We start from the raw sequence: 25,819 nt of genomic DNA on the forward strand, positions 1-25,819 counted from the left end.
CCGCTTACTGTTGCGGCGGCGTATCTTCGTGCGGTGCGGCAGCCGCTGCTTCGTTCAGCAGCGCCTTGGCCGACAGGCGGACACGACCCTTCTCGTCCGTCTGGATCACCTTGACCTTCACCGGCTGGCCTTCCTTCAGGTAGTCGTTGATGTCCTTCACGCGCTCGTTGACGATTTCCGAGATGTGCAGCAGACCATCCTTGCCCGGCAGCAGGTTCACGATCGCACCAAAATCAAGCAGCTTCAGCACCGTGCCGTCGTACACCTGGCCGACTTCGATCTCGGCCGTGATGTTCTCGATGCGCTTCTTCGCTTCGGCCATGCCTTCGCTGCTCGTGCTTGCGATGGTCACGACGCCGTCGTCGGAGATGTCGATCGTCGTGCCGGTTTCTTCCGTCAGCGCGCGGATCACCGAACCGCCCTTGCCGATCACGTCGCGGATCTTGTCCGGGTTGATCTTGATGGTGATCATGCGCGGCGCGAATTCGGACAGTTGCGTGTTCGCACCCGCGACCGCCGACGTCATCTTGCCGAGGATGTGCATCCGGCCTTCCTTCGCCTGCGCCAGCGCGACCTGCATGATTTCCTTCGTGATGCCCTGGATCTTGATGTCCATCTGCAGCGCGGTCACGCCTTGCTCGGTACCCGCAACCTTGAAGTCCATGTCGCCGAGGTGATCTTCGTCGCCGAGGATGTCGGTCAGCACCGCGAACTTGTTGCCTTCGAGGATCAGGCCCATCGCGATGCCCGCGACGTGCGCCTTCATCGGCACGCCGGCGTCCATCAGCGCGAGGCAGCCGCCGCACACCGATGCCATCGACGACGACCCGTTCGACTCGGTGATTTCCGACACGACGCGGATCGAGTAGCCGAATTCCTCGGCGCTCGGCAGGCACTTGACCAGCGCGCGCTTCGCGAGACGGCCGTGGCCGATTTCGCGGCGCTTCGGCGAGCCGACGCGGCCGGTTTCGCCGGTGGCGAACGGCGGCATGTTGTAGTGGAGCATGAAGCGCTCGCGGTATTCGCCTTCGAGCGCGTCGATGATCTGCTCGTCACCCTTCGTACCGAGCGTCGCGACGACGAGCGCCTGGGTTTCGCCGCGCGTGAACAGCGCCGAACCGTGGGTACGCGGCAGCACGCCGGTACGGATCTCGATCGGACGCACGGTGCGCGTGTCGCGACCGTCGATGCGCGGCTCGCCGTTCAGGATCTGCGAGCGGACGATCTTCGCTTCGATGTCGAACAGGACGTTGCCGACGGTGGCCTTGTCGGCCGCGACCGTACCGGCCGCCTGCGCGTCTTCCTCGAGCTTCGCCGAGGTCGCCGAGTAGACTTCCTTCAGCTTCGTCGAGCGGGCCTGCTTGTCGCGGAGCTGGTAAGCGGCCAGCAGATCGTTCTGCGCCAGTTCTGTCACGCGCGAGATCAGCGCCTCGTTCTTCGGCGCCGGCTGCCAGTCCCACTCGGGCTTGCCGCCTTCGCGCACCAGTTCGTGGATCGCATCGATCGCCGTCTGCATCTGCTCGTGGCCGAACACCACGGCGCCCAGCATCACGTCTTCCGGCAGCTGATCCGCTTCCGATTCGACCATCAGCACCGCGCGCTCCGTGCCCGCGACGACGAGGTCGAGGCTCGATGCCTTCAACTGATCGCGCGTCGGGTTGAGCACGTAGGCGTTGTTGATGTAGGCGACGCGCGCGGCACCGACCGGGCCGTTGAACGGCAGGCCCGACACGGCGAGCGCGGCCGATGCGCCGATCAGCGCGGGGATGTCGGCCGGCACTTCCGGATTCACCGACAGCACGTGGATCACGACCTGCACTTCGTTGTAGAAGCCTTCCGGGAACAGCGGGCGCAGCGGACGGTCGATCAGGCGCGACGTCAGCGTTTCGTGCTCCGACGGACGGCCTTCGCGACGGAAGAAGCCGCCCGGGATCTTGCCGGCGGAGTAGGTCTTTTCGAGGTAGTCGACGGTCAGCGGAAAGAAATCCTGACCCGGCTTCGCCGACTTCGCACCGACGACGGTGGCAAGCACCACGGTGTCTTCGACGTCGACGATCACGGCACCGCTCGCCTGACGCGCGACTTCACCGGTTTCGAGGCGCACCTTGTGCTGGCCCCACTGGAATTCCTTCACGACTTTATTGAACAGAGACATGGTCGCTCCTTTTGTTCGTTCATATCATTCACCGCGCGCGGACACGGCCGGCACGGCGGCGTCGCGACCGGGCCGCTCGGGATGAGGTGTGTTATTTATGCCATTCCAGCGCCGCGCTCGCCGCGCGAGCAACGCGCTGGAATGACACAAAGCTCAACCCTGAGGCCAGGCCGGTTGGACTCCGCACCGCTCGACGGGGAGCGGAAGTCCGGCGATACGCATGACGCTGCGTACCGCGCAAAAACAAAATGCCTGTATCAGCGGGCTGACACAGGCATCTTGCTAGAGGCGATCGCCCCGCTTACTTACGCAGACCCAGCTTCTCGATCAGCGCGCGGTAACGGTCGGCGTCCTTACCCTTGAGGTAGTCGAGCAGCTTGCGGCGGCGGCTCACCATGCGCAGCAGACCGCGGCGGCTGTGGTGGTCCTTCGCGTGGGCCTTGAAGTGACCCGTCAGTTCCGTGATGCGCGCCGTCAGCAGAGCAACCTGCACTTCGGGCGAGCCCGTGTCACCCGTGCCACGGGCGAACTGAGCAACAACTTCCGACTTCTTGATATCAGCAACAGACATTTGATTTCCTTTCAGACTAAACAGGCGGACACGGAAGAATGGCCGTGCCGTGATTTACAGCAGGCCGGGAGTGTAACACAACTCTCCCTCCCGGCCGCCGCGTCCCGTCAGGGCCGCGTCATCCGGCAGACCGACGGCGCCTCGGTCCGCTCGGGCCCCAGCGCGAGCACCGTCCGGAAACCATAACCCGACCCCTCGTTGTCGAAACGCACGCCCGGCGTGCCCGCCTTGTCCATTTCCATCACGTAAAGGGGCTGGATCAGCTGGTGATCGGCCGCGCGCATCCGGACCGGATGGAACCCGTTGTCGAACCGCAGGCCCTCCAGCGCCTTCGCGACCGCGACCGGATCGGCCGTGCCGGCCTTGGACATCGCGGCGGCCAGCATCTCGACCATCATGCTCATGCGCAGCACCGGATAGTCGTCCCGCGCAGCCGGGAAACGCGCCCGGTACGCGCGATAGAACGCGTCCGATTGTGCACCGCCCGCGTTCGGGTGCCATTCGGCCACCGCGAGCACGCGCTTCACCCCGGCATCGCCGAGCGCCGCAGGCGCATCGAGGCTGTTGCCGTAGAACGTATAGAACTTGGTACCGAGCCCCTGCTCGCGCGCCGCCTTCACGAGCAAGGCGAGATCGTTGCCCCAGTTGCCGGTGATCACCGCGTCGGCGCCGCTCGCGCGGATCTTCGCCACGTAGGGCGAAAAATCCTTGACGCGCCCGATCGGATGGAACTCGTCGCCGACGACCGAGATGTCCGGCCGTTGCATTTTCAACGCGGCCCGGGCGAGCGCGCTGACGTCGCGGCCGAAACTGTAATCCTGGTTCAGCAGATAGACCTTCTTCACGGCTTGATCGCCGGCCAGCAGATCAACCAGCGCATCCATCCGCATGCCGGCGTGCGCGTCGAAGCGGAAATGCCAAAAGCTGCAGGCGCTGCCGGTCAACGCGGGGTCGTCGGCCGAATAGTTCAGGAACAGCGCGCGGCGCGCCGGGTCGCGGGCGTTCTGCCGGTCGAGCGCGGTCACGAGCGCCGCGGCCACCGCCGAGCTGTTGCCCTGCATCACGAAGCCGATCCGGCGGTCGGCCGCCGCCCGCAGCTGGACGAGCGCCTCCTCGACACCCCCCTTGCTGTCGAGCACGACGAGTTCGAGCGGATGCGCGCCGTCGCGCAGCTTCACGCCGCCCTGCGCGTTCACCCGCTCGACGCCGAAGCGGAGGTTGCGCTCGACCGCCGCGCCCGCATTCGCGAACGGACCCGACATTCCCTCGATGAGCGCGAGCCTGACCGGCGCACCGGTTGCCTGCGCCCGCGCCTCGGGCACCTGTGCGGCCGCGAGCAGCGCGCCGGCGGCCCAGGCGGCGACGGCCAACCGCATCCATCCGTGCATCGTGTGTCCTCTCGTATCTCGATTCGGGAAGCGCGGATCATAGGTCCGCCCGCGCCCCGGCGGCAAGGGGGACGCAGCCGTACGGCCGCCGGACAGACGCGGTCCGTGCGCCGCCCCGGCGAACTTTTCCGCCACCGCGGCGCGCGACGGCACGCCGGGCGTGATAAAACGTCCGTATTCCGTGTCATGGAGAAGCCTATGTTCACCCGTCTCCCGGTCCTGCTCGTCTGCGCCGCGGCGCTCCTCGCCGGGTGCGCCCAGCCGTGGCAGCAGTTTCAAGCGGGCGAGGATCAGTCGGCGATCGTCGCCCGGATGGGGCCGCCGCGCGAAATCTACGACCTGCCGAACGGCGGCAAGCGCCTGATGTGGCCGACTCAGCCGATGGGCGAGGTCACGACGGCCGCCGACGTCGACGCCGCCGGCAAGATCGTCAGCGTGCGCCAGGTGTTGCAGCCGCTCGAGTTCTACCGGGCGGAAATCGGCGCGTGGACCAAGACCGACGTGCTGGTCAATTTCGGCCGCCCGGTCGAAACCGCCTACTTTCCGCTGATGAAGCGCGAGGTCTGGACCTACCGCTACCAGGAAGACAACGTCTGGTACATGCTCTACAGCTTCTACTTCGACGACCAGGGCATCCTGCGTCTCACGCAGAAGACGCCCGATCCGCTGCACGATCCGGATCGCCGGTCGATTTTCTGAAATTATTTCCTGCCGCGGTCATTCTGACCGATTGATAAAAAGCCATTTAAGCCGAAGCGAGATTACGCTTCGCGCCTAAATGGCTTTTTTGTTATTTGATTTTCATGTTGCCGTCATCCATTCAGCAAAATCTGAAATAAAACGGCTTAAATTATTGACGAAATAGCGTGAGACGCCCGTCTAACGCCACGCTCCAACCCTCCAGCCACCTCTTCCATTCTGGTGCAATTCGCACCGCCTCCCGCCATCGCATTGTCGATTCCGGTGCAGAACCGTCGCACATTTGATTAATTTGAAACAGATTGTTTCAACACGAACTTTCGAATAGGGCTAACCCCTAATATCACTCGAAACACAAGCTTTCAACTTAGAAAGGTGCTAGGTTTCGAACGCCTCGATCTTTCGTTTCATCCGATCCATTCCGAAGGAATACTTATGAATCGCCCCAAAAGCATGCTCGTCGCCAACATCGCCTGGGCCCGCGAAACCGCCGAACGGGCGCCCGACTTCTTCGACGCGCTATCGCGCGGACAGAACCCCCGAGTGCTGTGGATCGGCTGCGCCGACAGCCGGGTTCCAGCGGAAACCATCACGCACAGCGTCCCCGGCGAGCTGTTCGTCCATCGCAACATCGCGAACCTGTTCCAGCCCGACGACGACAATTGCGCGAGCGTGCTCGAGTATGCGGTGCGGGTGCTGAAGGTCGATCACGTGATCGTCTGCGGCCACTACGGCTGCGGGGGCGTCCGCGCATCGCTGCTGCCCCTGTCGCCCGACCTGCCGCACGTGAACCGCCGGATCGCGCCGCTATGCGCGCTGGCAGGCCGCCACCACACCGAACTCGACGGCCTTCCGCCGGACCGGGCCGCCGACCGCCTGGCGGAATTCAACGTGCTGGAACAGGTGCGCTTGCTGCGCGACACCGCGATCGTCCGCGACAGCGATCCCGCCCCGCTCGTGCACGGCTGGATCTTCTCGCTCGCCGACGGCCGCCTCAAGGAACTGGCGTCGGGCTACGCCCCTGCGGCACCGGACGCCGCGCGCCGCGACATGACGCCCGCCCTGGCCTGATCACCGGCCCGGCACCGCCCCCATCCCCGACGAACCGACTTTTCCGACCCCAACCGCTCCCGCACGCCATGAATCTACGCGCCTCCTTCACCACGTTTCCGCGCGACTTCGTCGCCGGTACCGTCGTCTTTCTCGTCGCGCTGCCGCTGTGTCTCGGCATCGCCAACGCCTCCGGCGTCGAACCCTTCGCCGGGCTGGTATCCGGCATCGTCGGCGGCCTCGTCGTCGCACTGCTGAGCGGTTCGCCGCTCTCCGTCAGCGGCCCCGCCGCGGGCCTCGTCGTGATCGTCGTGGAGGGCATCGCGCAGCTCGGCAGCTTCCCCGCGTTCCTGCTCGCCGTCCTGCTGTCCGGGGTGATCCAGTTCGGACTCGGCATGCTGAAAGCCGGCCAGCTCGCCGCATACGTGCCGTCGCCGGTGATCAAGGGCATGCTCGCCGCGATCGGCCTGCTGCTGATCGTCAAGCAGGTGCCGTTCGCCCTCGGCATCACGGGCGACGCCGGCGGGATGGCGCTCTCCCACGCCGCACTCGTCGCCTCGGCGATCGCGATCGTATCGCTGGCGCTGCTCGCCGGCTGGGAAACCCGGGCACTGCGGCGCTTCGCGATCGTGCGGACGATTCCCGCCCCGCTTGCCGTCGTGCTGCTCGGCATCGGCGCCACGCTCGTACTCGGCATGCTCTCGCCAAGCCTCGCGCCGCCGGCCGAACATCGGGTCGCGCTGCCGGAACTGGCGTCGTTCGCCGCGCTCGGCGCGGCGCTCCAGAGCGCCGAACTCGGACCGCATTACGCGCAGCTGTGGAATCCGGACGTGTGGCGGGTCGCGATCACGCTGGCGGTCGTCGCCAGTCTCGAAACGCTGCTGAGCCTCGAAGCCGTCGAACAGATCGATCCGAAGCGCCGGCCGTCGCTGCCCAATCGCGAACTGAAGGCCCAAGGCGTCGGCAATCTGGTGGCGGGCGTGATGGGCGGCCTGCCGATCACGTCGGTGATCGTGCGCAGTTCGGTCAACGTCAACGCGGGCGCGCAAAGCCGGGTGTCCGCAATCGTCCACGGCGCGCTGCTGCTCGTCAGCGTGTTCGCGCTGACGGGGCTCATCAACCTGATCCCGCTCGCCACGCTCGCGGCGATCCTGATCCATACCGGCGTGAAACTCGCCAAGCCGTCGCTGTTCCTGTCCGTCGCGAAACAAGGACCGGGCGCATTCGTACCGTTCGTCGCGACGATTGCAGGCGTGCTCGCCGTCGACCTGCTGTTCGGCATCGCACTGGGGCTCGTGTGCAGCGTGCTCGTCGTCGCGTTCGCCAATCTGCGCAGCCCTGCCACGCTCGCGCAGCACGACGACCACTACCTGCTGACCTTCCGCAAGGACGTATCGTTTCTCGGCAAGGTGCAGGTGAAGCATTACCTGCGGCAGATTCCGGATCGCGCGATCGTCATCATCGACGCGACCCGCGCCGACTATATCGACCACGACGTGCGCGAACTGATCGAGGCGTTCGTCGCGGAGGCCCCCGGCCGCGAGATCACGGTCGACTACCGGCAACCCCAGCATGCGCGCGGCGGCCGCGGCCGCTGGCTGTTCCGCAACCCGAGCGCGCAATAGCCCGGGCGAGCCGGAATGACAAACGCCCCGCGGGCCGGACAGCCTCGCGGGGCGTTTGCCTTCGATCCGGCCGGGCAGGCGCCCGCCGCGCTCACGAACGCTGCGGGTTCAGCTTGTCGACGTTCGAGTGGAGTTTGTTGAGTGCCGAGATATACGCTTTCGCCGAGGCCGCGACGATATCGGGGTCCGTGCCGACGCCATTGACGATGCGGCCGCTCTTCGACAAGCGCACCGTCACTTCGCCCTGCGCCTGCGTGCCCGTCGTGATCGCATTGACCGAGTACAGCAGCAGTTCGGCCCCGCTGCCCACCCCGCTCTCGATCGCATTCAGCGTCGCATCGACCGGGCCGTTGCCGCGCGCCTCGCCCGCGATTTCCGCGCCGTCGATCGAGAACACCACCTTCGCCTGCGGCTGCTCGCCGGTTTCCGAGCGCTGCGACAGCGAGACGAACTTGTAGTATTCCTTCTCCTGCGCGAGCGCCGATTCCTCGGTCACGATCGCGATGATGTCCTCGTCGAAGATCTCCGCCTTGCGATCGGCCAGATCCTTGAAGCGCATGAATGCGGCGTTGAGTTCGGCCTCGCTGTCGAGCGTGACGCCCAGCTCCTGCAGGCGCTGCTTGAACGCGTTGCGACCCGACAGCTTGCCGAGCACGATCTTGTTCGCGCTCCAGCCCACGTCTTCCGCGCGCATGATCTCGTAGGTGTCGCGCGCCTTCAGCACGCCGTCCTGGTGAATGCCCGACGCATGCGCGAACGCGTTCGCGCCGACCACCGCCTTGTTCGGCTGCACCACGAAGCCGGTGATCTGCGACACCAGCTTCGACGCCGGCACGATCTGTGTCGTATCGATGGCGAGATCGAGGCCGAAATAGTCCTTGCGGGTCTTGACCGCCATCACGATTTCCTCGAGCGACGTGTTGCCCGCGCGCTCGCCGAGACCGTTGATCGTGCATTCGATCTGGCGTGCGCCGCCGATCTTCACGCCGGCGAGCGAGTTCGCAACCGCCATCCCGAGATCGTTGTGGCAATGCACGGAGAAAATCGCCTTGTCCGAATTCGGGATGCGCTCGCGCAGCGTCTTGACGAGATTGCCGTACAGCTCGGGCACGCCGTAGCCGACCGTGTCGGCGATGTTGATGGTGGTCGCGCCTTCGGCGATCACGGCTTCCAGCACGCGGCACAGGAAATCCATGTCGGAACGGCTGCCGTCTTCCGGCGAAAACTCGATGTCGTCGGTGAACTGGCGAGCGAAGCGGACGGCAAGGCGCGCCTGCTCGAACACCTGGTCGGGCGTCATCCGCAGCTTCTTTTCCATATGCAGCGGCGACGTCGCGATGAACGTGTGGATCCGGAAATGGTCGGCCGGCTTGAGCGCATCCGCGGCGCGCTGGATATCCCTGTCGTTCGCGCGGGCGAGCGAGCAGATCGTGCTGTCCTTGACCTGCGACGCGATCGTCTGGATCGCGTCGAAATCCCCGTTCGAGCTGGCCGCGAAGCCCGCCTCGATCACGTCGACCTTCATCCGCTCGAGGTGCTTCGCGATGCGGATCTTCTCTTCCTTCGTCATCGACGCCCCGGGCGATTGCTCGCCGTCGCGCAATGTGGTGTCGAAAATGATCAGCTTGTCTGTCATGGGAACTCCGGGGACTTTTTATGTAGGAACAAACGAGTGCGCTTGCGCCACCGCTGGCGACGCTCGACAACAGACGAGGCGACGGGGGCGAAAACAGTCAGCGCGGCAGGGGCGCCGGCGCCGGCACGCCTAGCGGCACACCGGCGGAAAGAAGAATGAGGCGGGGAAAATCAGTCATGCCGACGAATATAGCGGCATTCAGAGGGCCATGCAATCGGCGCCGTCCCGCACATCCGCGCGCCCGCCCGGACGCCGGCATCTCGTAAAAACGGCGGCCGCGCGGGCCGCCGTCCAGGCGCAAAACGAGGTCAGTGCTCGCGCTGCGACGAGCGCGCCGGATTGGCCCGCCCCCGCACGGCCATATAGGCCCAGAACACATAGCCCGACAGGCCGTACAGCACGAACAGGCCGAACAGCATCAGCGGCGGATCCGACGACACCAGCACGAACGCGACCACCACCAGCAGGATCGCCGCGAACGGCACCCGGTGCCGGACATCGAGCGCCTTGCCGCTGTAGAACGGCGCATTCGACACCATCGTCACGCCCGCGTACACGGTCAGCACGAACGCGACCCACGGCAGCCAGCCCAGCTGGACCGGCACCCGGTTATCGGTGGCGAGCCACACGAAGCCCGCGATCAGCGCCGCGGCGGCCGGGCTCGGCAGCCCCTGGAAGAAGCGCTTGTCGACCACGCCGATGTTGGTGTTGAAGCGCGCGAGCCGCAGCGCCGCGCCCGAACAGTAGACGAAAGCGGCCAGCCAGCCCCAGCGGCCCAGGTCCTTCAGCACCCATTCGTACATCACCAGCGCGGGGGCGACGCCGAACGACACCATGTCGGACAGGCTGTCGAACTGTTCGCCGAACGCGCTTTGCGTGTGCGTCATCCGGGCGACGCGGCCGTCCATGCCGTCCAGCACCATCGCGACGAAAATCGCGATCGCGGCAGTCTCGAAACGCACGTTCATCGCCTGGACCACGGCGAAGAAGCCGCAGAACAGCGCGGCCGTCGTGAAGGCGTTCGGCAGCAGGTAGATCCCGCGCGTCCGGAGGAAACGCTGGCGCGCGGCGCGCCGACTCTCGACCGGTACGGCGTCCTGCCCGACCGATTTGTTGTGGCGGAACGACCGCGGCAACGGAGCGTTGCCGTTGCGCGGCCTGCGCGGTTTGAATGCGGCCATCGAGACTCCTTGCCGCTTACTGTTCGAGTTCGGCGAGAATCGTCGACGACGCGTACACCTTTTCGCCGATCGACACGCGCGCCCGGCTGCCGAGCGGCAGGTACACATCGACGCGCGAACCGAAGCGGATGAAACCGTAGCGCTGGCCGCGCGACAGCGGCTCGCCCGCGCGGACGTAACACAGGATCCGACGCGCGACGAGGCCGGCGATCTGCACGGCGGTCACGGTATGACCACTGCCCGTCTGGATCACGACGGCGTTGCGCTCGTTCTCGGTCGACGCCTTGTCGATCGCCGCGTTCAGGAACGCGCCCGGGAAATACTGGACCTTGCTGATCGCGCCGTCCACCGGCGAACGCTGCGAGTGGACATTGAAGACGTTCATGAACACGCTGATCTTCAGCGCGTCACGGCCGGCGTACGGATCGTGCGCCGTTTCCACCGCGACGATACGGCCGTCGGCCGGACACAGCACCGCATTGGCCTGAGTCGGGATCGGGCGCTGCGGATCGCGGAAGAACTGCACCACGAAGATCAGCAGCAGCCAGAACGGCCATGCAAGGCCGAACCCGGCAACGGCATGGATCAGCAACGCGACGACGGCTGCAATCGCGATAAACGGCCAGCCTTCGCGCGCGATGATCGGATGAGGATAGTTCATGATTCGTTCGGTGAATTGCAAAGCCCGTAGGATAGCAAAAGCCGCCCGTGGCACTGCTGCCTTCGGGCGGCTTTTTGATACCGACCCTCCGTTTCAGAGGGCCGGATGACCTGCTCGCTTAGTTCTTCGACTGGTCGACGAGCTTGTTCTTCGCGATCCACGGCATCATCGCGCGCAGCTTGCCGCCCACCTGCTCGATCTGGTGCTCGGCCGTCAGACGGCGACGCGACTGCAGCGTCGGCGCACCCGCCTTGTTCTCCAGAATGAAGCTCTTCGCGTATTCGCCGGTCTGGATGTCCTTCAGCACGTCCTTCATGACCTTCTTGGTTTCTTCGGTCACGACGCGCGGACCCGTCACGTATTCGCCGTACTCGGCGTTGTTCGAGATCGAGTAGTTCATGTTCGCGATGCCGCCCTCATAGATCAGGTCGACGATCAGCTTCAGTTCGTGCAGACACTCGAAGTACGCCATTTCCGGCGCGTAGCCCGCTTCCACCAGCGTTTCGAAGCCGGCCTTGATCAGCTCCACGGTACCGCCGCACAGCACGGCCTGTTCGCCGAACAGGTCGGTTTCGGTTTCTTCGCGGAAGTTGGTTTCGATGATGCCGGCCCGGCCGCCGCCGTTCGCCGCCGCGTACGACAGCGCGATGTCGCGCGCCGCGCCCGACTGGTCCTGCGCCACCGCGATCAGGTGCGGCACGCCGCCGCCTTGCGAGTAGGTGCCGCGCACCGTATGGCCCGGCGCCTTCGGCGCGATCATGATCACGTCGAGATCGGCGCGCGGGATCACCTGGCCGTAATGGACGTTGAAGCCGTGCGCGAAGGCGAGCGCGGCGTTCTGCTTGATGTTCGCGTGCACTTCCTTCGCGTACACCTCGGCGATCTGCTCGTCGGGCAGCAGCATCATCACGACGTCGGCGCCCTTCACCGCGTCCGCCACTTCCTTCACCGTCAGGCCGGCGTTCTCGGCCTTGCTCCACGACGCGCCGCCCTTGCGCAGGCCGACCGTCACGTTCACGCCGCTGTCCTTCAGGTTGAGCGCGTGCGCGTGGCCTTGCGAGCCGTAGCCGATGATCGTGATCTGCTTGCCCTTGATGAGGGAGAGGTCGGCGTCTTTGTCGTAGAAAACTTTCATGATGGGTTCCTTCGCTGATTCAATGAAATAGGTTTAATGAGGGACTGCGACCGGGACGTGACGGCGTACCCGGCTTCATTCGATGGGCCGGCGTCAAACCTTCAGGATGCGCTCGCCACGGCCGATGCCGGAGCTGCCGGTGCGCACGGTCTCTAGGATCGCGCTGGCGTCCAGCCCCTGGATGAATGCGTCGAGCTTGTCGCTCGCGCCCGTCAATTCGATCGTGTAGGTCTTTTCGGTCACGTCGATGATGCGGCCGCGGAAGATATCCGCCATCCGCTTCATCTCCTCGCGCTCCTTGCCTACCGCTCTGACCTTGATCAGCATCAACTCGCGCTCGATGTGGGCACCGTCGGTCAGGTCCACCACTTTCACCACCTCGATCAGGCGGTTCAGATGCTTCGTGATCTGTTCGATCACGTCGTCGGAGCCGATGGATACGATGGTGAGCCGCGACAGCGAGTGATCTTCGGTCGGCGCCACCGTCAAGGTTTCAATGTTGTAGCCGCGTGCCGAAAACAGCCCCACGACGCGCGACAGCGCGCCCGGTTCGTTTTCCAGCAGGACGGAAATGATGTGTCTCATGTTCGCTTCTTCCCGATTCGTTCTCGACTAATCCAGATTCGCCCGCAACGCCCTCGCCGCGCCCGCTCTTCGTGAAAGCGGGTGCGCGCGGCCGGCGCGCGGCGCCGTTAAAGATCTTCCGACCCGAGCAGCATCTCCGTGATGCCCTTACCGGCCTGGACCATCGGCCAGACGTTTTCGGTCGGATCGGTCTGGAAATCGAGAAATACGGTGCGATCCTTGAGGCGCAGCGCCTCCTTCAGCGCCGGCTCCACGTCCGCGGTCCTTTCGATCCGGATGCCGACATGGCCGAACGCCTCGGCGAGCTTCACGAAATCCGGCAGCGCATCCATGTACGAATGCGAATAGCGCTTGCTGTATTCGATCTGCTGCCACTGGCGGACCATGCCGAGGTAGCGGTTGTTCAGCGAAATGATCTTCACGGGCGTGTCGTACTGCTTGCAGGTCGACAGTTCCTGGATGCACATCTGGATCGAGCCTTCGCCGGTGATGCACAGCACGTCGTCGTCCGGGTGCGCCATCTTGACGCCCATCGCCGCCGGCAAGCCGAAACCCATCGTGCCGAGGCCGCCCGAGTTGATCCAGCGGCGCGGCTTGTTGAAGCGATAGAACTGCGCGGCCCACATCTGATGCTGGCCGACGTCGGAACACACGAACGCATTGCCGCCCGTCAGCTCCCACGCTTTCTCGACCACGTACTGCGGCTTGATGATCTCGCTCTCGCGGTCGAACTTCAGGCAGTCCTTCTCGCGCCAGCTCTCGATGTCCTTCCACCATTGCGCGAGCGCTTCGGTGTCGGGGCCGTGTTCGGCCGTCTGCAGTTGCTCGATCAGCTCCTTCAGCACTTCCTTCACGTCGCCGACGATCGGGATGTCCACCTTCACGCGCTTGCTGATCGACGACGGATCGATGTCGATATGAATGATCTTGCGCGGCCGCGACGCGAAGTGCTCCGGGTCGCCGATCACGCGGTCGTCGAAGCGCGCGCCGATCGCGATCAGCACGTCGCAGTGCTGCATCGCCATGTTGGCTTCGTACGTGCCGTGCATGCCGAGCATGCCGAGGAATTTCCGGTCGGACGCGCGATAGCCGCCGAGGCCCATCAGCGTGTTGGTGACCGGATAGCCGAGCAGGTCCGCGAACTGGTTCAGTTCGCGCGACGCGTCGGCGAGGATGATGCCGCCGCCGGTGTAGATGTACGGCCGCTTGGCCGACAGCAGCAGCGAGACCGCCTTGCGGATCTGCCCCGAGTGACCTTTGGTGACCGGGTTGTACGAACGCAGCGATACGTTCTTGACCGGCACGTAATCGCACGGCGTCTTCGACACATCCTTCGGGATGTCGATCAGCACTGGGCCGGGACGGCCGGTACGGGCGATGTAGAACGCTTTCTTGACGGTTTCGGCCAGCTCGCGCACATCCTTCACGAGGAAGTTGTGCTTCACGCACGGCCGCGTAATGCCGACGGTATCGCACTCCTGGAATGCATCCTGGCCGATCGCGGCAGTCGGCACCTGGCCGCTGATCACGACGAGCGGGATCGAATCCATGTAGGCGGTGGCGATGCCGGTGACCGCATTGGTGACGCCGGGGCCGGAGGTGACGAGACAGACGCCCACGTTGCCCGTCGAGCGCGCATACGCGTCGGCGGCATGCACGGCGGCCTGTTCGTGGCGCACGAGCACGTGCTGGATCTTGTCCTGCTTGTACAGCTCGTCGTAGATATAGAGAACCGAGCCGCCGGGGTAGCCCCATATAAACTCGACATTCTCGTCGGCCAGCGCCTTCATGAGCACGGTGCCGCCGATGGAATCGGTTTGCGTAGGGGAAAGAAGTTCCGACGTGGAGAATTCCGCGCTGGGCATGTTCATTCGTTGACCTTTCGAATTTTCGGCAAAAAATTGATCGGGTGCTCTCTGCTGGGCTTGTGGCTCAGGTTCAAGCGGCGCGTCCAGTTGAAAGGGAGCTTCTTGGGCTCACCTCAATTGTGACCATCACATATGTTGCGAACTGGCAACGATAGCGACTCGTGCGCGGACGGTCAAGCGGAAAATCCCGCACCGCATCATCCGCCCCGCTCGCCCCTTCCGGCGGGACGCCGAGGCGGTTTCGCCGCAACGCGAAAACCGACGGGGATGCCGCCGGGCGCGAAAATTTGTTAGCATCCGCCAGTTTTACGAAATTTTTCGACCTTTTCGCCGCAACAAGAGCGCAGCGCAGACCTTTCACGGAATGGCATCAGACAAGGAACTCGCCGACTTTCTGGCGGGCGTCGAAAGGCGCGCGTTCAAGCAGGCCGCCTACGCCGTGCGCGACGACGACGCATCGCTCGACATCGTGCAGGACGCGATGATCAAGCTCGCGGAAAAATACGGCGACCGCCCGGCCGCCGAGTTGCCCCTGCTTTTTCAGCGAATCCTGCAAAACGCGATCCACGACTATTTCCGCCGCCAGAAGGTGCGAAATACCTGGGTGAGCCTTTTTTCGTCGCTCAACAATACCGACGATGACGAGTTCGACCCGCTCGAGACCCTGGAATCGGCCGATAGCGGCAGTGGGGTCGAAAGCAGCGAAACCCGCCTCGAACGGGCGCAAGTGCTCACGCTGATCGACGACGAAATCCAGAAACTGCCGACACGTCAACGGGAAGCCTTCCTGATGCGTTACTGGGAAGATATGGATGTCGCCGAGACGGCCGCCGCCATGGGGTGCTCCGAGGGCAGCGTCAAGACGCACTGCTCGCGGGCTACGCACACATTGGCGCTTGCGCTCAAGGCCAAAGGAATCACGCTATGAGCTCCGCTCCCGTAACGAAAGAACTCGAATTCGCCCTGAAGGTGCGCCGTGCGCTCGACGAGCGCGCGGCCGACCTGCCCGCCGGCACGGCCGAGCGCCTGGCGGCCGCGCGCCGTACCGCGCTCGCCCGCAAGAAGCCCGAGGCCGAACTGGTGCTCGTGCCCGCCTTCGCGGGCGCGGCCGGCTCGATCGGCCTGCCGCCTCCCGACATGTCGCGCCCGGCCTCGCTGACGCGCCGGCTCGTGCGCGCGTGGCCGCTCGCGCTGCTGCTCGCGGGGCTGATCGGCATCGCCTACTGGGAGGACATGCAGCGCACGGCCGAACTCGCGGATATCGACGCCGCGATGCTGAGCGACAACCTGCCCCTCAACGCGTATCTCGACCACGGGTTCAACGCGTACCTTTCGCACACCCACTAACGATACCAAGAGGACCGCACGGGTGAGTCAGAAACGGGGACTGGCTGTCTTTTTCGGATGCGTGATCGCGATCGTCGTCGCGTATGCCGCCACATATCCGCGCTTTCACCCGCAACCGGCCGCCATCGCCGTGGCGAGCGCGCCGGCGCTCGCATCGGCGGCCATCGCGCTGTCCAGCGAATTTCCCGCCCTGCCGTCGACCGGCCCGCTGTCGTGGGCGCGCCTGTCGCCCGCGCAGCGCGTCGCGCTCGCGCCGTTCGCCAATCAGTGGGATTCGTTCAGCGACGAAAGAAAGCGAAAATGGCTGAAGATCGCATCACGTTTCTCGAAGATGTCGCCTGAAGCGCAAAAACGCCTACAGGAACGCATGACCGAATGGGTCACGATGACGCCCGAGCAGCGGCGCGTCGCGCGTGAAAACTACCAGGTGTCGAAGGATCTGCCGGCCCAGGCCCGCGAAAAGGCATGGAAGGCCTATCAGCAATTGCCGGAGGACCTGAAAGAGAAGCTCGCGGCCGCCGAGCGGCGGCGCCGCCCGACCGTCGTGAGCGCGCCGCCCACCGGCAAGAGCGACCGTGACATCAACCGGCTCGTGAACGCGCACGACCGCCCGGCGAGCGGAGCCGCCGCTCCGTCGATCGTCCCGCCCGCGCCCGCCAGTGCCCCGGCCGCGACCTCTCCCGCGCCCGGCTCCGCGGTGCCCGCCACGCCGATTCCCGTCTCGCCGTCCGAGGCGCCGTCGATCTTCAACGGATCGTAGCCGCCCGTGGCGCCCTCCGTCGCGTCCCCCGTTCCCGCCGCGCCGCCCAGCGTGCGGCGCCGGCTCGCCGCGCTGCTCTACGAAAGCCTCCTGCTGTTCGGCGTCGTGTTCTTCGCGGGGCTGATCTTCGGGCTCGCGATGCAGCAACGCAACGGCCTCGTCCATCACAACCTGCTTGCCGCATGGGTCGCGCTCGTCGTCGGTGCATATTTCGTCTGGTTCTGGACCCATGGCGGCCAGACCCTGCCGATGAAGACCTGGCGGCTGCGCATCGAAGCCGCCGACGGCGCGCCGCTGTCCGCCGCGCGCGCGTTGGTGCGCTACCTCCTCGGCTGGCTGTGGTTCCTGCCGCCGCTCGCGCTGCATCCGCTGCTCGGCTTCAGCGTGCCGTACACGCTCGCGCTCACGGCCGTCTGGTTTCTGATGTGGGCGTGCGCCGCGCGGCTCCATCCGACCCGCCAGTTCCTGCACGACCGGCTGGCCGGCACCCGCATCGTGTCCGCGCCGCGCTAGACGCTGCCGGCCTGGCGCCCACCGTATTCCACCGTAATAAGAACGTCTCGTGACTGTCATGGCACAGTCACGGCCGCATGGCGCAATGCCGGTAATGTCAACCGGCGCGAGTCATGCATGGGCCAAAAAACGTCCGCGACCTCTTTCTTCCGTCACCCGGTCGGCCCCCGCGCCGCCACCAGCGCCTTCCTGTCCGGCTCGGCGGCAGGCGAAGCGCTCGCTCCACCCCAGCCACCCGCCGTCGTCGCGGCCCCTCACGACGATCACGACGCCGCCTCCCACCGCTATCGGACCATCTGGCTGTCGGATATCCACCTCGGATCGAGCGGCTGCCAGGCCACCTATCTGCTCGACTTCCTGCGGCACAACGAATCCGAATACCTGTACCTGGTCGGCGACATCATCGACGGCTGGCAACTGCGCAAGGGCTGGTACTGGCCGCAGGCGCACAACGACGTCGTGCAGAAGATCCTGCGCAAGGCCCGCAAGGGCACCCAGGTCGTCTACATCCCCGGCAACCACGACGAGGCGGCGCGGCAGTTCTGCGACCTCGCGTTCGGCGACATCCACGTGCGCGGCGAGGCGTTCCACACGACGCTCGCGGGCAAGCGCCTCTGGATCGTCCACGGCGACCTGTTCGACGGCGTGATCCAGCACGCGAAATGGCTCGCGTATCTCGGCGACACGCTGTACACGCTGATCCTCGTGCTGAACCGCTGGTTCAACCGGATCCGCAGCCGGCTCGGCTTCCAGTACTGGTCGCTGTCGCAGTACCTGAAGCACCAGGTGAAGAACGCGGTGAATTTCATCTCGTCGTTCGAGCTGGCGATGACCGACGAGGCCCGCCGGCGGGGCTGCGACGGCGTCGTCTGCGGCCACATCCACAAGGCCGAGATCCGCGACATCGACGGCGTGCTGTACTGCAACGACGGCGACTGGGTCGAAAGCCTGTCCGCGCTCGTCGAGACGATGGAAGGCGAACTGAAGATCGTCTACTGGACGGTGATGCACTCGCCGCCCGTCGCCGTGCCGCGCAAAACGAAAGCCACTGTCTGACCCTCTACAGGATTGCCCGCGATGAAAATCATGATCGTCACCGATGCTTGGGAACCGCAGGTCAACGGCGTCGTCCGCACGCTCAAGAGCACGTCGCGCGAATTGACCGAACTCGGCCACCGGGTCGAACTGCTGACGCCGCTCGAATTCCGCACGATCCCGTGTCCGACCTACCCGGAAATCCGCCTGTCGCTGCTGCCGTACGGCCGCCTGCGCGACCGCATCGACGAATTCGCGCCCGATGCGCTGCACATCGCGACGGAAGGCCCGCTCGGCCTTGCCGCACGCCGCTACGCACGTGCCCGCAAGCTGCCGTTCACGACCGCGTACCACACCCGCTTCCCTGAATACGTGCAGGCGCGCTTCGGCATCCCGCTGTCCGCGACCTACCGCTTCCTGCGCTGGTTCCACGGCAGCTCGCTCGCGGTGATGGCGCCGACGCCCGTGGTCAAGGACGACCTCGAGACGTACGGCTTCGACAACGTGGTGCTGTGGACCCGCGGCGTCGATCTCGATATCTTCCGGCCGATCGAATCGAAGGTGCTCAACACCGCGCGGCCGATCTTCCTCTATGTCGGGCGGGTGGCGATCGAGAAGAACGTCGAGGCCTTCCTGAAGCTCGACCTGCCGGGTTCGAAGTGGGTCGCGGGCGAGGGGCCGGCCCTCGCGGAACTGAAATCGCGCTATCCTGAAGTCAACTATCTGGGCGTGCTGACGCAGGCGGAGCTCGCCAAGGTATATGCCGCCGCCGATGTGTTCGTGTTCCCGAGCCGCACCGATACCTTCGGGCTGGTGCTCCTCGAAGCGCTCGCATGCGGCACGCCGGTCGCCGCCTATCCGGTGACCGGGCCGGTCGACGTGCTCGGCGGCGGCGGAGCGGGATCGATGCACGAGGATCTGCGCGAAGCATGCCTGGAAGCGCTCAAGATCGACCGAGCCGACGCGCGTGCGTGGGCCGAGCGCTTCTCGTGGCGCGCCGCGTCCGAGCAGTTCGCGTCGCACCTGAAACCGCTGCCCAAATCCGCCGAGCCGCAACCGGAAGGCGCCGCCGTTTGAAACACGCAATGCGCGCGAAAGCGCCCCACTCCTCCAGGCCGCACCGGCCCGCCGCCCCCGTCGCGCCCGCGCATCACGCGGACGAGCCGCACGACGCGCACGAGCCGCTCGGGCCCGACGATCCGCTCGCGCCGCTGCCGCCCAATCCGTACAAGGGCAATCGCGGCCTGACGCGGGCCTGGTATGCGCTCAAGCATTCGTTCAACGGCTTTCGCGTCGCGATCCGCGAGGAAAGCGCGTTCCGCCAGGAACTGACGCTCGCGGCCATCATGCTGCCGATCGGCGCGTTCTCTCCCGTCGAACCGGCATCGCGCGCGCTGCTGATCGGCTCGGTGCTGCTCGTGCTGATCGTCGAACTGCTCAATTCGAGCGTCGAGGCGGCAATCGACCGGATCTCGCTCGAGCGCCACGAACTGTCGAAGCGCGCGAAGGACCTCGGCAGCGCCGCCGTGACGGTCGCCCTGTTCGCCTGCGTGACCACCTGGGGCTTCATCCTCGGACCGCTAGTCTGGCACTGGTTCGCCGACTGAACCGGCGGGCGGCCCGGCACGCCGGGTATGCCCCCATCACGAAATACCCCGGTCGCGCAAAACCCCGGTTTATAATCGTCCGATAGTCTCAAAAAACAGCAACCCGAGCCGGACGAATCACGCAGCATCGATTGCAGCGCCCGCCAGTCCGGCAAACCCAGGGCCGGACGACATGGAAGCGAAACCTCCCCGCCGCACGCGCGAACGGATTCTTGAGTTGTCGTTGAAACTCTTCAACGAGATCGGCGAACCGAACGTCACGACGACGACGATCGCCGAGGAAATGGAAATCAGTCCAGGCAACCTGTACTACCATTTCCGCAACAAAGACGACATCATCAACAGCATCTTCGCGCAGTTCGAACAGCAGATCGAACGGCGTCTGCGTTTTCCCGAAGATCATCGGCCGACGATCGACGAAACCTGGTCGTACCTGCAGTACATGGCCGACTTCATGTGGACCTACCGGTTCCTGTATCGCGACCTGAACGACCTGCTCGCGCGCAACCGCACGCTGGAAACGCACTTCAAGCAGATCATCAGCCACAAGGTGCGCTTCGCGCGCGAGATGTGCGAACTGCTCGTGTCCGACGACGAACTCGTCGCGACCCCCGCCGAGATCGAGGTCATCGCGACCAACATGGCGGTGATCTCCACCTACTGGCTGTCGTATCAGTACGTGATGCATCCGCGCAAGTACAACGACCAGGACGCGATTCGCGACGAACTGCATCAGGTCAGCATGCACGTCATCTCGGTGATGGCGCCGTACCTGCGCGGCCGCTCGCGGCAAATCTTCGACGATCTGGTGTCCGGCAAGCTGCCGAAGCGCGAATTCACCGACTACCTGCCTCCGCGCGACGGCTCTCCCCGTTCCACGCCCAAGGATTCCAAGCAATGAAGTCGGTGTGCATCTATTGCGGCTCGGCAGCCGGCAACAAACCGGTCTATGCGAACGCCGCGCAGGCGCTCGGCCGCGCGCTGGCGCAAGCGGATCTCACGCTCGTCTACGGCGGCGGGCGCGTGGGCCTGATGGGCGTGATCGCCGATGCGGTGCTCGCGGCGGGCGGCCGCGCGATCGGCGTGATCCCGAAGCTGCTGGTCGACAAGGAAGTCGGCCACGCCGGCCTCACCGAACTGCACGTCGTACCCGACATGCATCACCGCAAGAAAATGATGGCCGACCTGTCCGACGCGTTCGTCGCGATGCCGGGCGGCGCGGGTACGCTCGAGGAATTTTTCGAGGTGTACACCTGGGCGCAACTCGGCTACCACCGCAAGCCGGTCGCGCTGTACAACATCGACGGGTTCTACGATCCGCTCATCGCCCTGCTGCAGCATACGGTCGACGAAGGCTTCATGCAGCGCGCCTATCTCGACGCACTCTGCATCGACGCCGCGGCCGAGCCGCTGATCGGCCAGCTCGAGCGCTATCGTCCGCCCGCGCGCGACAAGTGGGAACCCGCGCCCGCACCGGGCGCCTGATTCCGAGAGCCGGCCGGCGCCGGCGCTCACCGCTTCTCACGATCGAGGCCGATGGCATGACGAACACCGCAGCGAAAGTCGTTCTGATCACGGGCGCGAGCCGAGGCATCGGCCGGGCGGCCGCGCGGCTCGCCGGCGCGCGCGGCTGGCACGTCGGCATCAACTACGCGCACGACGAAACCGCCGCGCGGACAAGCGCCGACGAAGTACGCGCGGCGGGCGGCCAGGCGTGCCTCGTGCGCGGCGACGTGGCCGACGAAACCGATGTGATCGCGATGTTCGACACCGTGCAGACCGCGTTCGGCCGGCTCGATGCGCTGGTCAACAACGCGGGCATCGTCGCGCCCTCGCTGCCGCTCGCGGAGATGACGTCCGATCGCCTCAAGCGCATGTTCGACGTCAACGTGCTGGGTGCCTATCTGTGCGCACGCGAAGCGGCGCGACGCCTGTCGACCGATCGCGGCGGCCCGGGCGGCGCGATCGTCAACGTGTCGTCGATCGCGGCGCGCCTCGGCTCGCCGAACGAGTACGTCGACTATGCCGGCGCGAAAGGCGCGGTGGATACGCTGACGCTCGGACTCGCGAAGGAACTCGGGCCGCACGGTGTGCGCGTCAACGCGGTGCGCCCGGGTCTGATCGAAACCGAGATCCACGCAAGCGGCGGCCAGCCCGGGCGTGCCGCCCGCCTCGGCTCGCTCACGCCGCTGGGCCGCGCGGGCGAAGCGCACGAGGTGGCCGAAGCGATCGTCTGGCTGTTGAGCGACGCGGCATCGTACGTGACGGGCACGCTCCTCGACGTCGGCGGCGGCCGCTGAGCGGCTGAACCCACGCAAGCACGCGGGCTGCCTCCGCAGATTTAGGGCTGCATCGTTGCGGTCCGACCACAAATCTGCACAATCCACACCAATCACCACAATTCAGCAACAGTTTTCGTAAACATCCGTAACAATTTCATGGTCTACTAGCGACCATTGCGGCGGCTGTCGCCGCCCGCTGCCATCCGCCTCCCCTCGCGGCAGAGAACGCCGGCAGGCCCATACAGCCCGTCCGCTCACGCACACCAGAGATCATTCCAGATGCAGGGAACCGCAGCTCCCGGCGGACGTCGCGCGCGCGCGTCCGCTTCGACGCCTCACGCCCGTCAAAACGACGAAGGCACGCCCGCGGCCGCCACGCTCTCGGCCGGCGCCCCCGCCGCGACCGGCCATGCCGCCGCCGAGCGGGCGGCATCGTGGCTCGGGCTGCGCACCTGGCTGGCCGTTGCCGCCGTGCTGTGCGCGTACGTGCTGCCGGGTATCCTCGGCCACGATCCGTGGAAGCAGGACGAAACCTATACGTTCGGCATCATCCAGCACATGCTCGAAAGCGGCGACTGGGTCGTGCCGACCAACGCCGGGCAGCCGTTCCTCGAAAAACCGCCGCTGTACGACTGGGTCGCGACGGGTTTCGCCTGGCTGCTCGGCCGGTATCTGCCGCTGCACGACGCGGCGCGCCTCGCGAGCGCGCTGTTCGCCGCGCTCGCGTTCGGCTTCACCGCCCGCGCCGCCCGGATCGCGACGGGCGCGCGCCGCTGGCGCGATCTCGACGTGATCGGTGCCGTCGCGCTGTGCGCGGGCACGCTGGTGGTCGTCAAGCACACCCACGACATGATGACCGACGTCGCGCTGATGGCCGGTGCCGCGATCGGCTTCTGCGGGCTGCTCGAACTCGTGCTGCAGCGCATCCGCGACGCGCAGGCCGATGCGCTCGGCAAGCCGCGCCGGCCCGCCAACCGGTTCGCCGCGCCGCTGTTCGGCGCGGGCGTCGGCGTCGCGCTGCTGTCGAAAGGGCTGTTCGTCCCGCTGGTATTCGCCGCGACCGTCTGCGCGGTGCTGGTGCTCTATCCCGCCTGTCGCAGCCGCGCATTCGCCGCGTCGCTCGGTATTGCCGCGCTGGCGCTCGCGCCGTTCGCGCTGATCTGGCCGACCGCCCTCTTCATGCGCTCGGAAGCGCTGTTCATGGTCTGGTTCTGGGAAAACAACGTCGGCCGGTTCTTCGGCTTTTCCGTGCCGAACCTCGGTGCGGAGAACGACAAGCCCCTGTTCATCTGGCGCGCGCTGCTGACGGTCGGCTTCCCAGTCGGGCCGCTCGCGGTCGTCGCGCTGGCGCGCGGCGCATGGCGCGACTGGCACGCGCCCCGTATCGCGCTGCCGATGGTGTTCGCCGGCGTCGGGATGATCGTGCTGCACCTGTCGGCGACCTCGCGCCAGCTGTACATCCTGCCGTTCATCGCGCCGCTGTCGCTGGTGGCCGCGCAAGCCGTCGCGCGCCTGCCGCAGCGCCTGCACACGGGCTGGGACTATCTGAGCCGGCTGATATTCGGCGCCGCCGCGGTACTCGCGTGGGTGATCTGGTCGATGATGGCGGATCCGAACTCGACGCGCCTCGGCCTGCAATGGCTCGGCCGCTGGCTGCCGCTCAACTGGACGATGCCGATCGAGCCGGCGCTGATCCTGTCGGCGCTCGCGCTGACGATCGGCTGGTTGTGGCTGCTGCCGTCGCTGCGCATGGCCGGCAAGTGGCGCGGCGCGCTGTCGTGGGCCGCGGGCGTGCTGCTCGTCTGGGGTCTCGTCTACACGCTGCTGCTGCCGTGGCTCGATATCGCGAAGAGCTACCGGTCGGTCTTCGACGACCTGAACGGCCACCTCGCGCTCGAATGGAACGACGGCGACTGCATGGCCAGCTTGGGGCTCGGCGAATCGGAAGCGCCGATGTTGTACTACTTCTCGGGCATCCTGCACGTACCCGTCGGACAACCCGAGGCGCGCGCCTGCACGTGGCTGATCGTGCAGGGACTGCGTGCCGAGACGCCGAAGCTCGCCCCCGAATGGAAACCGTTCTGGTCCGGCGCGCGGCCGGGCGACAGCGAGGAACTGCTGCGTGTCTACGTGCGCACGCCCGCGCCGTCCTCGACAACGGCCGCGCACTGACGCGCCCCGCCCGACCGGACTCGCCCGCGTGCAAGCCCGGCTGCGACCCGCGGCCGGGCTTTTTTCATGGACCCGTCAGAACGACGAACCCGGCTCCCGCAGGAATGCCAGCTCCGAATCGGTCGACCGCCGCCCGAGCACGACATTGCGATGCGGAAACCGGCCGAAGCGCTCGATCACCTCGGCGTGCCGCAACGCGAAGTCGTAATAGCCCGCGCACTCCGCTTCATGGCGGATCTGCGCGCACAGCCGCACCGACTCGCGCTGGCTGTCCGGCGACTCGTCGTGTTCGAACGGCAGATAGACGAACGCGCGATGATGCGCGCTCGGCAAGCGGCGGTCGTCGCCGCTTGCGACCATCGCCTGTGCGTGCGCGAGCGCGGCCGGATCCGCAGCGAACGCAAGCGGCGTGCCGCGATGGATGTTGCGCGAAAACTGATCGAGCATGACGATCAGCGCCAGTGCGCCGAGCGGCGTGCGGGTCCACCCGTCGAGCGCGCCGTCGCGGGCCGCATCGACCTGCGCGCCGAACCGTTCGCGCAGCGCGATGTCGAGCGTCTCGCCGCCGCCGAACCAGATCTTCCGCGCGGTGCCGAAGTGCGCGTCATGCGGCGCGCCGAACCAGAAATCCAGCACCTCGCGTGCGGGCGCGTCGAGCGCCGCGTAGTCCGCGGACGATTCGTAGACTGCCATCCGGACCTCCTCCTGTTCCGTCATTCCGTCAGTTCAAGCACCAGCCGGCGCGTGCGCGCGCTTTTCTTCTCGAGCTTCGCGACGCGCAGCACGCCGATTTCCCCGGTATTGCGGACATGCGTGCCGCCGCACGGCTGCAGGTCGACATCCTGGATTCTCAGCAGCCGGACCCGCCCCAGACCTACCGGCGGCTTCACGCTCATCGTGCGCACCAGTTCGGGCCGCGCGGCCATTTCCTCGTCGGTGATCCATTCGGTCGACACGACGTGCCGGCCCGCCACCAGTTCGGCAAGCCGCGCCTCGACCTGCTCGCGCTCGATCGGCTCGACCGTCGCAAAATCGATCCGCACGTAGTCCGCCGTCACGCTGCAGCCGTCGACCGGGTACGGCAGCACCGCGCACGCGAGATGGCCGGCCGTATGCAGACGCATGTGGCGATGCCGGCGCGTCCAGTCGATTTCGGCGATCACCGCGTCGCCGGCCTTCAGGCTCGCGACACGCGCTTCCTGGCCGGGCGCGGGTAGGTGGAGCGCATCGTCGGGGGTCGCGCCGTCGAACTTCGCCTTGCGCGTATCCGCGATCGCGATCGGGATGCCGCCCGCCAGGATCAGTCTGCCGCTGTCGCCGGCCTGACCGCCGCCGAGCGGATAGAACACGGTCCGGTCGAGATGGATGCCGGCCTCGTCGACCGCGGTCACGATCGCGTCGCAGCGGACGAGATACGCGTCTTCTCGAAACAGCGCTTGGGTGCTCATGGGGATGCCTCGTCGATTGTGATCATCGGAGCCAGCGTGACGCGCGGGAGCGGGCCGCGACAGATCCACCCGGCGGGCGGTCCGGCGGCGGCGTACCGGCG

Annotated in this window: 25 protein-coding genes; 14 read left to right on the forward strand and 11 right to left on the reverse strand. The window is 66.1% G+C overall.

The features are described from left to right. Window positions 1-4: 4 nt before the first annotated feature. The 3 genes from pnp to RZR99_RS20540 form a co-directional block, all read right to left on the reverse strand. Window positions 5-2,155, reverse strand: coding sequence for a polyribonucleotide nucleotidyltransferase (pnp, locus tag RZR99_RS20530; protein ID WP_323121610.1), 2,151 nt, complete (start codon window positions 2,153-2,155; stop codon window positions 5-7). 301 nt (window positions 2,156-2,456) lie between these two features. Then, window positions 2,457-2,726: a 30S ribosomal protein S15 gene (gene rpsO, locus RZR99_RS20535; protein WP_323121611.1), complete on the reverse strand. Its 270-nt coding sequence runs from the start codon at window positions 2,724-2,726 to the stop codon at window positions 2,457-2,459. Between the two features lie 107 nt (window positions 2,727-2,833). Then, a complete protein-coding gene (locus RZR99_RS20540) occupies window positions 2,834-4,114 on the reverse strand; it encodes a branched-chain amino acid ABC transporter substrate-binding protein (RefSeq protein ID WP_323121612.1) in 1,281 nt (426 codons plus the stop codon). Window positions 4,115-4,312: 198 nt separating this feature from the next. Between RZR99_RS20540 and RZR99_RS20545 the strand changes: the two genes are divergently transcribed. The 3 genes from RZR99_RS20545 (at window position 4,313) to RZR99_RS20555 (ending at window position 7,488) form a co-directional block, all read left to right on the forward strand. Then, a complete protein-coding gene (locus tag RZR99_RS20545) occupies window positions 4,313-4,813 on the forward strand; it encodes a hypothetical protein (RefSeq protein ID WP_323121613.1) in 501 nt (166 codons plus the stop codon). A 435-nt stretch (window positions 4,814-5,248) separates the two neighbouring features. Next, the gene (locus RZR99_RS20550) at window positions 5,249-5,884 is read left to right on the forward strand and encodes a carbonic anhydrase (RefSeq protein WP_323121614.1); all 636 of its coding nucleotides are present in this window, start codon (window positions 5,249-5,251) and stop codon (window positions 5,882-5,884) included. A 68-nt stretch (window positions 5,885-5,952) separates the two neighbouring features. Continuing rightward, the gene (locus tag RZR99_RS20555; protein WP_323121615.1) at window positions 5,953-7,488 is read left to right on the forward strand and encodes a SulP family inorganic anion transporter; all 1,536 of its coding nucleotides are present in this window, start codon (window positions 5,953-5,955) and stop codon (window positions 7,486-7,488) included. 91 nt (window positions 7,489-7,579) lie between these two features. On the opposite strand, the gene RZR99_RS20560 is transcribed toward RZR99_RS20555, so the two are convergent. From RZR99_RS20560 to RZR99_RS20585, 6 genes are all read right to left on the reverse strand, one after another. Continuing rightward, complete coding sequence (locus RZR99_RS20560; protein WP_323121616.1) at window positions 7,580-9,124, reverse strand: 2-isopropylmalate synthase; 1,545 nt, start codon at window positions 9,122-9,124, stop codon at window positions 7,580-7,582. A 308-nt stretch (window positions 9,125-9,432) separates the two neighbouring features. After that, window positions 9,433-10,305, reverse strand: coding sequence for a CDP-diacylglycerol--serine O-phosphatidyltransferase (gene pssA, locus RZR99_RS20565; protein ID WP_323121617.1), 873 nt, complete (start codon window positions 10,303-10,305; stop codon window positions 9,433-9,435). A gap of 16 nt (window positions 10,306-10,321) precedes the next feature. Beyond that, window positions 10,322-10,966, reverse strand: coding sequence for a phosphatidylserine decarboxylase (locus tag RZR99_RS20570; RefSeq protein ID WP_323121618.1), 645 nt, complete (start codon window positions 10,964-10,966; stop codon window positions 10,322-10,324). A 118-nt stretch (window positions 10,967-11,084) separates the two neighbouring features. Continuing rightward, window positions 11,085-12,101 (reverse strand): ketol-acid reductoisomerase, encoded by a 1,017-nt coding sequence (ilvC, locus tag RZR99_RS20575; protein ID WP_323121619.1) that lies wholly within the window; start codon window positions 12,099-12,101, stop codon window positions 11,085-11,087. 93 nt (window positions 12,102-12,194) lie between these two features. Next, window positions 12,195-12,686, reverse strand: a complete 492-nt coding sequence (ilvN, locus tag RZR99_RS20580; protein WP_323121620.1) for an acetolactate synthase small subunit — start codon at window positions 12,684-12,686, stop codon at window positions 12,195-12,197. Between the two features lie 107 nt (window positions 12,687-12,793). Continuing rightward, the gene (locus tag RZR99_RS20585) at window positions 12,794-14,557 is read right to left on the reverse strand and encodes an acetolactate synthase 3 catalytic subunit (RefSeq protein WP_323121621.1); all 1,764 of its coding nucleotides are present in this window, start codon (window positions 14,555-14,557) and stop codon (window positions 12,794-12,796) included. Between the two features lie 361 nt (window positions 14,558-14,918). Between RZR99_RS20585 and RZR99_RS20590 the strand changes: the two genes are divergently transcribed. From RZR99_RS20590 to RZR99_RS20640, 11 genes are all read left to right on the forward strand, one after another. Then, window positions 14,919-15,482, forward strand: a complete 564-nt coding sequence (locus tag RZR99_RS20590; protein ID WP_323121622.1) for an RNA polymerase sigma factor — start codon at window positions 14,919-14,921, stop codon at window positions 15,480-15,482. Next, window positions 15,479-15,901: a DUF3619 family protein gene (locus RZR99_RS20595; protein ID WP_323121623.1), complete on the forward strand. Its 423-nt coding sequence runs from the start codon at window positions 15,479-15,481 to the stop codon at window positions 15,899-15,901. Before RZR99_RS20590 ends, RZR99_RS20595 begins: the two co-directional genes overlap by 4 nt. Before the next feature lie 22 nt (window positions 15,902-15,923). Then, window positions 15,924-16,661: a DUF3106 domain-containing protein gene (locus RZR99_RS20600; RefSeq protein ID WP_323121624.1), complete on the forward strand. Its 738-nt coding sequence runs from the start codon at window positions 15,924-15,926 to the stop codon at window positions 16,659-16,661. 6 nt (window positions 16,662-16,667) lie between these two features. Next, a complete protein-coding gene (locus RZR99_RS20605; RefSeq protein ID WP_323121625.1) occupies window positions 16,668-17,174 on the forward strand; it encodes an RDD family protein in 507 nt (168 codons plus the stop codon). A gap of 117 nt (window positions 17,175-17,291) precedes the next feature. After that, a complete protein-coding gene (locus RZR99_RS20610) occupies window positions 17,292-18,230 on the forward strand; it encodes a UDP-2,3-diacylglucosamine diphosphatase (RefSeq protein ID WP_323121626.1) in 939 nt (312 codons plus the stop codon). A 21-nt stretch (window positions 18,231-18,251) separates the two neighbouring features. Further along, the gene (locus RZR99_RS20615) at window positions 18,252-19,286 is read left to right on the forward strand and encodes a glycosyltransferase family 4 protein (RefSeq protein ID WP_323121627.1); all 1,035 of its coding nucleotides are present in this window, start codon (window positions 18,252-18,254) and stop codon (window positions 19,284-19,286) included. A gap of 8 nt (window positions 19,287-19,294) precedes the next feature. Then, the gene (locus RZR99_RS20620; protein WP_407655483.1) at window positions 19,295-19,816 is read left to right on the forward strand and encodes a diacylglycerol kinase; all 522 of its coding nucleotides are present in this window, start codon (window positions 19,295-19,297) and stop codon (window positions 19,814-19,816) included. A gap of 172 nt (window positions 19,817-19,988) precedes the next feature. Beyond that, complete coding sequence (locus RZR99_RS20625) at window positions 19,989-20,717, forward strand: TetR/AcrR family transcriptional regulator (protein ID WP_323121628.1); 729 nt, start codon at window positions 19,989-19,991, stop codon at window positions 20,715-20,717. After that, window positions 20,714-21,301, forward strand: coding sequence for an LOG family protein (locus RZR99_RS20630; RefSeq protein ID WP_323121629.1), 588 nt, complete (start codon window positions 20,714-20,716; stop codon window positions 21,299-21,301). The genes RZR99_RS20625 and RZR99_RS20630 overlap by 4 nt, the downstream gene beginning before the upstream one ends. A gap of 56 nt (window positions 21,302-21,357) precedes the next feature. Next, complete coding sequence (locus RZR99_RS20635; protein WP_323121630.1) at window positions 21,358-22,116, forward strand: SDR family oxidoreductase; 759 nt, start codon at window positions 21,358-21,360, stop codon at window positions 22,114-22,116. 261 nt (window positions 22,117-22,377) lie between these two features. Then, on the forward strand, window positions 22,378-24,270 hold the full coding sequence (locus tag RZR99_RS20640) for an ArnT family glycosyltransferase (protein WP_323121631.1): 1,893 nt from the start codon (window positions 22,378-22,380) through the stop codon (window positions 24,268-24,270). A 75-nt stretch (window positions 24,271-24,345) separates the two neighbouring features. On the opposite strand, the gene RZR99_RS20645 is transcribed toward RZR99_RS20640, so the two are convergent. Together RZR99_RS20645 and RZR99_RS20650 are read right to left on the reverse strand one after the other, a co-directional pair. Further along, a complete protein-coding gene (locus RZR99_RS20645) occupies window positions 24,346-24,963 on the reverse strand; it encodes a DUF924 family protein (protein ID WP_323121632.1) in 618 nt (205 codons plus the stop codon). A 20-nt stretch (window positions 24,964-24,983) separates the two neighbouring features. Next, on the reverse strand, window positions 24,984-25,718 hold the full coding sequence (locus RZR99_RS20650) for an alanyl-tRNA editing protein (RefSeq protein WP_323121633.1): 735 nt from the start codon (window positions 25,716-25,718) through the stop codon (window positions 24,984-24,986). Between the last annotated feature and the right edge of the window lie 101 nt (window positions 25,719-25,819).

This window comes from Burkholderia alba, assembly GCF_034721475.1.
Taxonomy (GTDB): domain Bacteria; phylum Pseudomonadota; class Gammaproteobacteria; order Burkholderiales; family Burkholderiaceae; genus Burkholderia; species Burkholderia alba.

Bases quoted from the DNA above. Each gene is read 5' to 3' on its own strand.
- pnp (WP_323121610.1), bottom strand. From the start codon at position 2,155: ATGTCTCTGTTCAATAAAGTCGTGAAGGAATTCCAGTGGGGCCAGCAC.
- rpsO (WP_323121611.1), bottom strand. From the start codon at position 2,726: ATGTCTGTTGCTGATATCAAGAAGTCGGAAGTTGTTGCTCAGTTCGCC.
- RZR99_RS20540 (WP_323121612.1), bottom strand. From the start codon at position 4,114: ATGCACGGATGGATGCGGTTGGCCGTCGCCGCCTGGGCCGCCGGCGCG.
- RZR99_RS20545 (WP_323121613.1), top strand. From the start codon at position 4,313: ATGTTCACCCGTCTCCCGGTCCTGCTCGTCTGCGCCGCGGCGCTCCTC.
- RZR99_RS20550 (WP_323121614.1), top strand. From the start codon at position 5,249: ATGAATCGCCCCAAAAGCATGCTCGTCGCCAACATCGCCTGGGCCCGC.
- RZR99_RS20555 (WP_323121615.1), top strand. From the start codon at position 5,953: ATGAATCTACGCGCCTCCTTCACCACGTTTCCGCGCGACTTCGTCGCC.
- RZR99_RS20560 (WP_323121616.1), bottom strand. From the start codon at position 9,124: ATGACAGACAAGCTGATCATTTTCGACACCACATTGCGCGACGGCGAG.
- pssA (WP_323121617.1), bottom strand. From the start codon at position 10,305: ATGGCCGCATTCAAACCGCGCAGGCCGCGCAACGGCAACGCTCCGTTG.
- RZR99_RS20570 (WP_323121618.1), bottom strand. From the start codon at position 10,966: ATGAACTATCCTCATCCGATCATCGCGCGCGAAGGCTGGCCGTTTATC.
- ilvC (WP_323121619.1), bottom strand. From the start codon at position 12,101: ATGAAAGTTTTCTACGACAAAGACGCCGACCTCTCCCTCATCAAGGGC.
- ilvN (WP_323121620.1), bottom strand. From the start codon at position 12,686: ATGAGACACATCATTTCCGTCCTGCTGGAAAACGAACCGGGCGCGCTG.
- RZR99_RS20585 (WP_323121621.1), bottom strand. From the start codon at position 14,557: ATGAACATGCCCAGCGCGGAATTCTCCACGTCGGAACTTCTTTCCCCT.
- RZR99_RS20590 (WP_323121622.1), top strand. From the start codon at position 14,919: ATGGCATCAGACAAGGAACTCGCCGACTTTCTGGCGGGCGTCGAAAGG.
- RZR99_RS20595 (WP_323121623.1), top strand. From the start codon at position 15,479: ATGAGCTCCGCTCCCGTAACGAAAGAACTCGAATTCGCCCTGAAGGTG.
- RZR99_RS20610 (WP_323121626.1), top strand. From the start codon at position 17,292: ATGGGCCAAAAAACGTCCGCGACCTCTTTCTTCCGTCACCCGGTCGGC.
- RZR99_RS20615 (WP_323121627.1), top strand. From the start codon at position 18,252: ATGAAAATCATGATCGTCACCGATGCTTGGGAACCGCAGGTCAACGGC.
- RZR99_RS20620 (WP_407655483.1), top strand. From the start codon at position 19,295: ATGCGCGCGAAAGCGCCCCACTCCTCCAGGCCGCACCGGCCCGCCGCC.
- RZR99_RS20625 (WP_323121628.1), top strand. From the start codon at position 19,989: ATGGAAGCGAAACCTCCCCGCCGCACGCGCGAACGGATTCTTGAGTTG.
- RZR99_RS20630 (WP_323121629.1), top strand. From the start codon at position 20,714: ATGAAGTCGGTGTGCATCTATTGCGGCTCGGCAGCCGGCAACAAACCG.
- RZR99_RS20635 (WP_323121630.1), top strand. From the start codon at position 21,358: ATGACGAACACCGCAGCGAAAGTCGTTCTGATCACGGGCGCGAGCCGA.
- RZR99_RS20640 (WP_323121631.1), top strand. From the start codon at position 22,378: ATGCAGGGAACCGCAGCTCCCGGCGGACGTCGCGCGCGCGCGTCCGCT.
- RZR99_RS20645 (WP_323121632.1), bottom strand. From the start codon at position 24,963: ATGGCAGTCTACGAATCGTCCGCGGACTACGCGGCGCTCGACGCGCCC.
- RZR99_RS20650 (WP_323121633.1), bottom strand. From the start codon at position 25,718: ATGAGCACCCAAGCGCTGTTTCGAGAAGACGCGTATCTCGTCCGCTGC.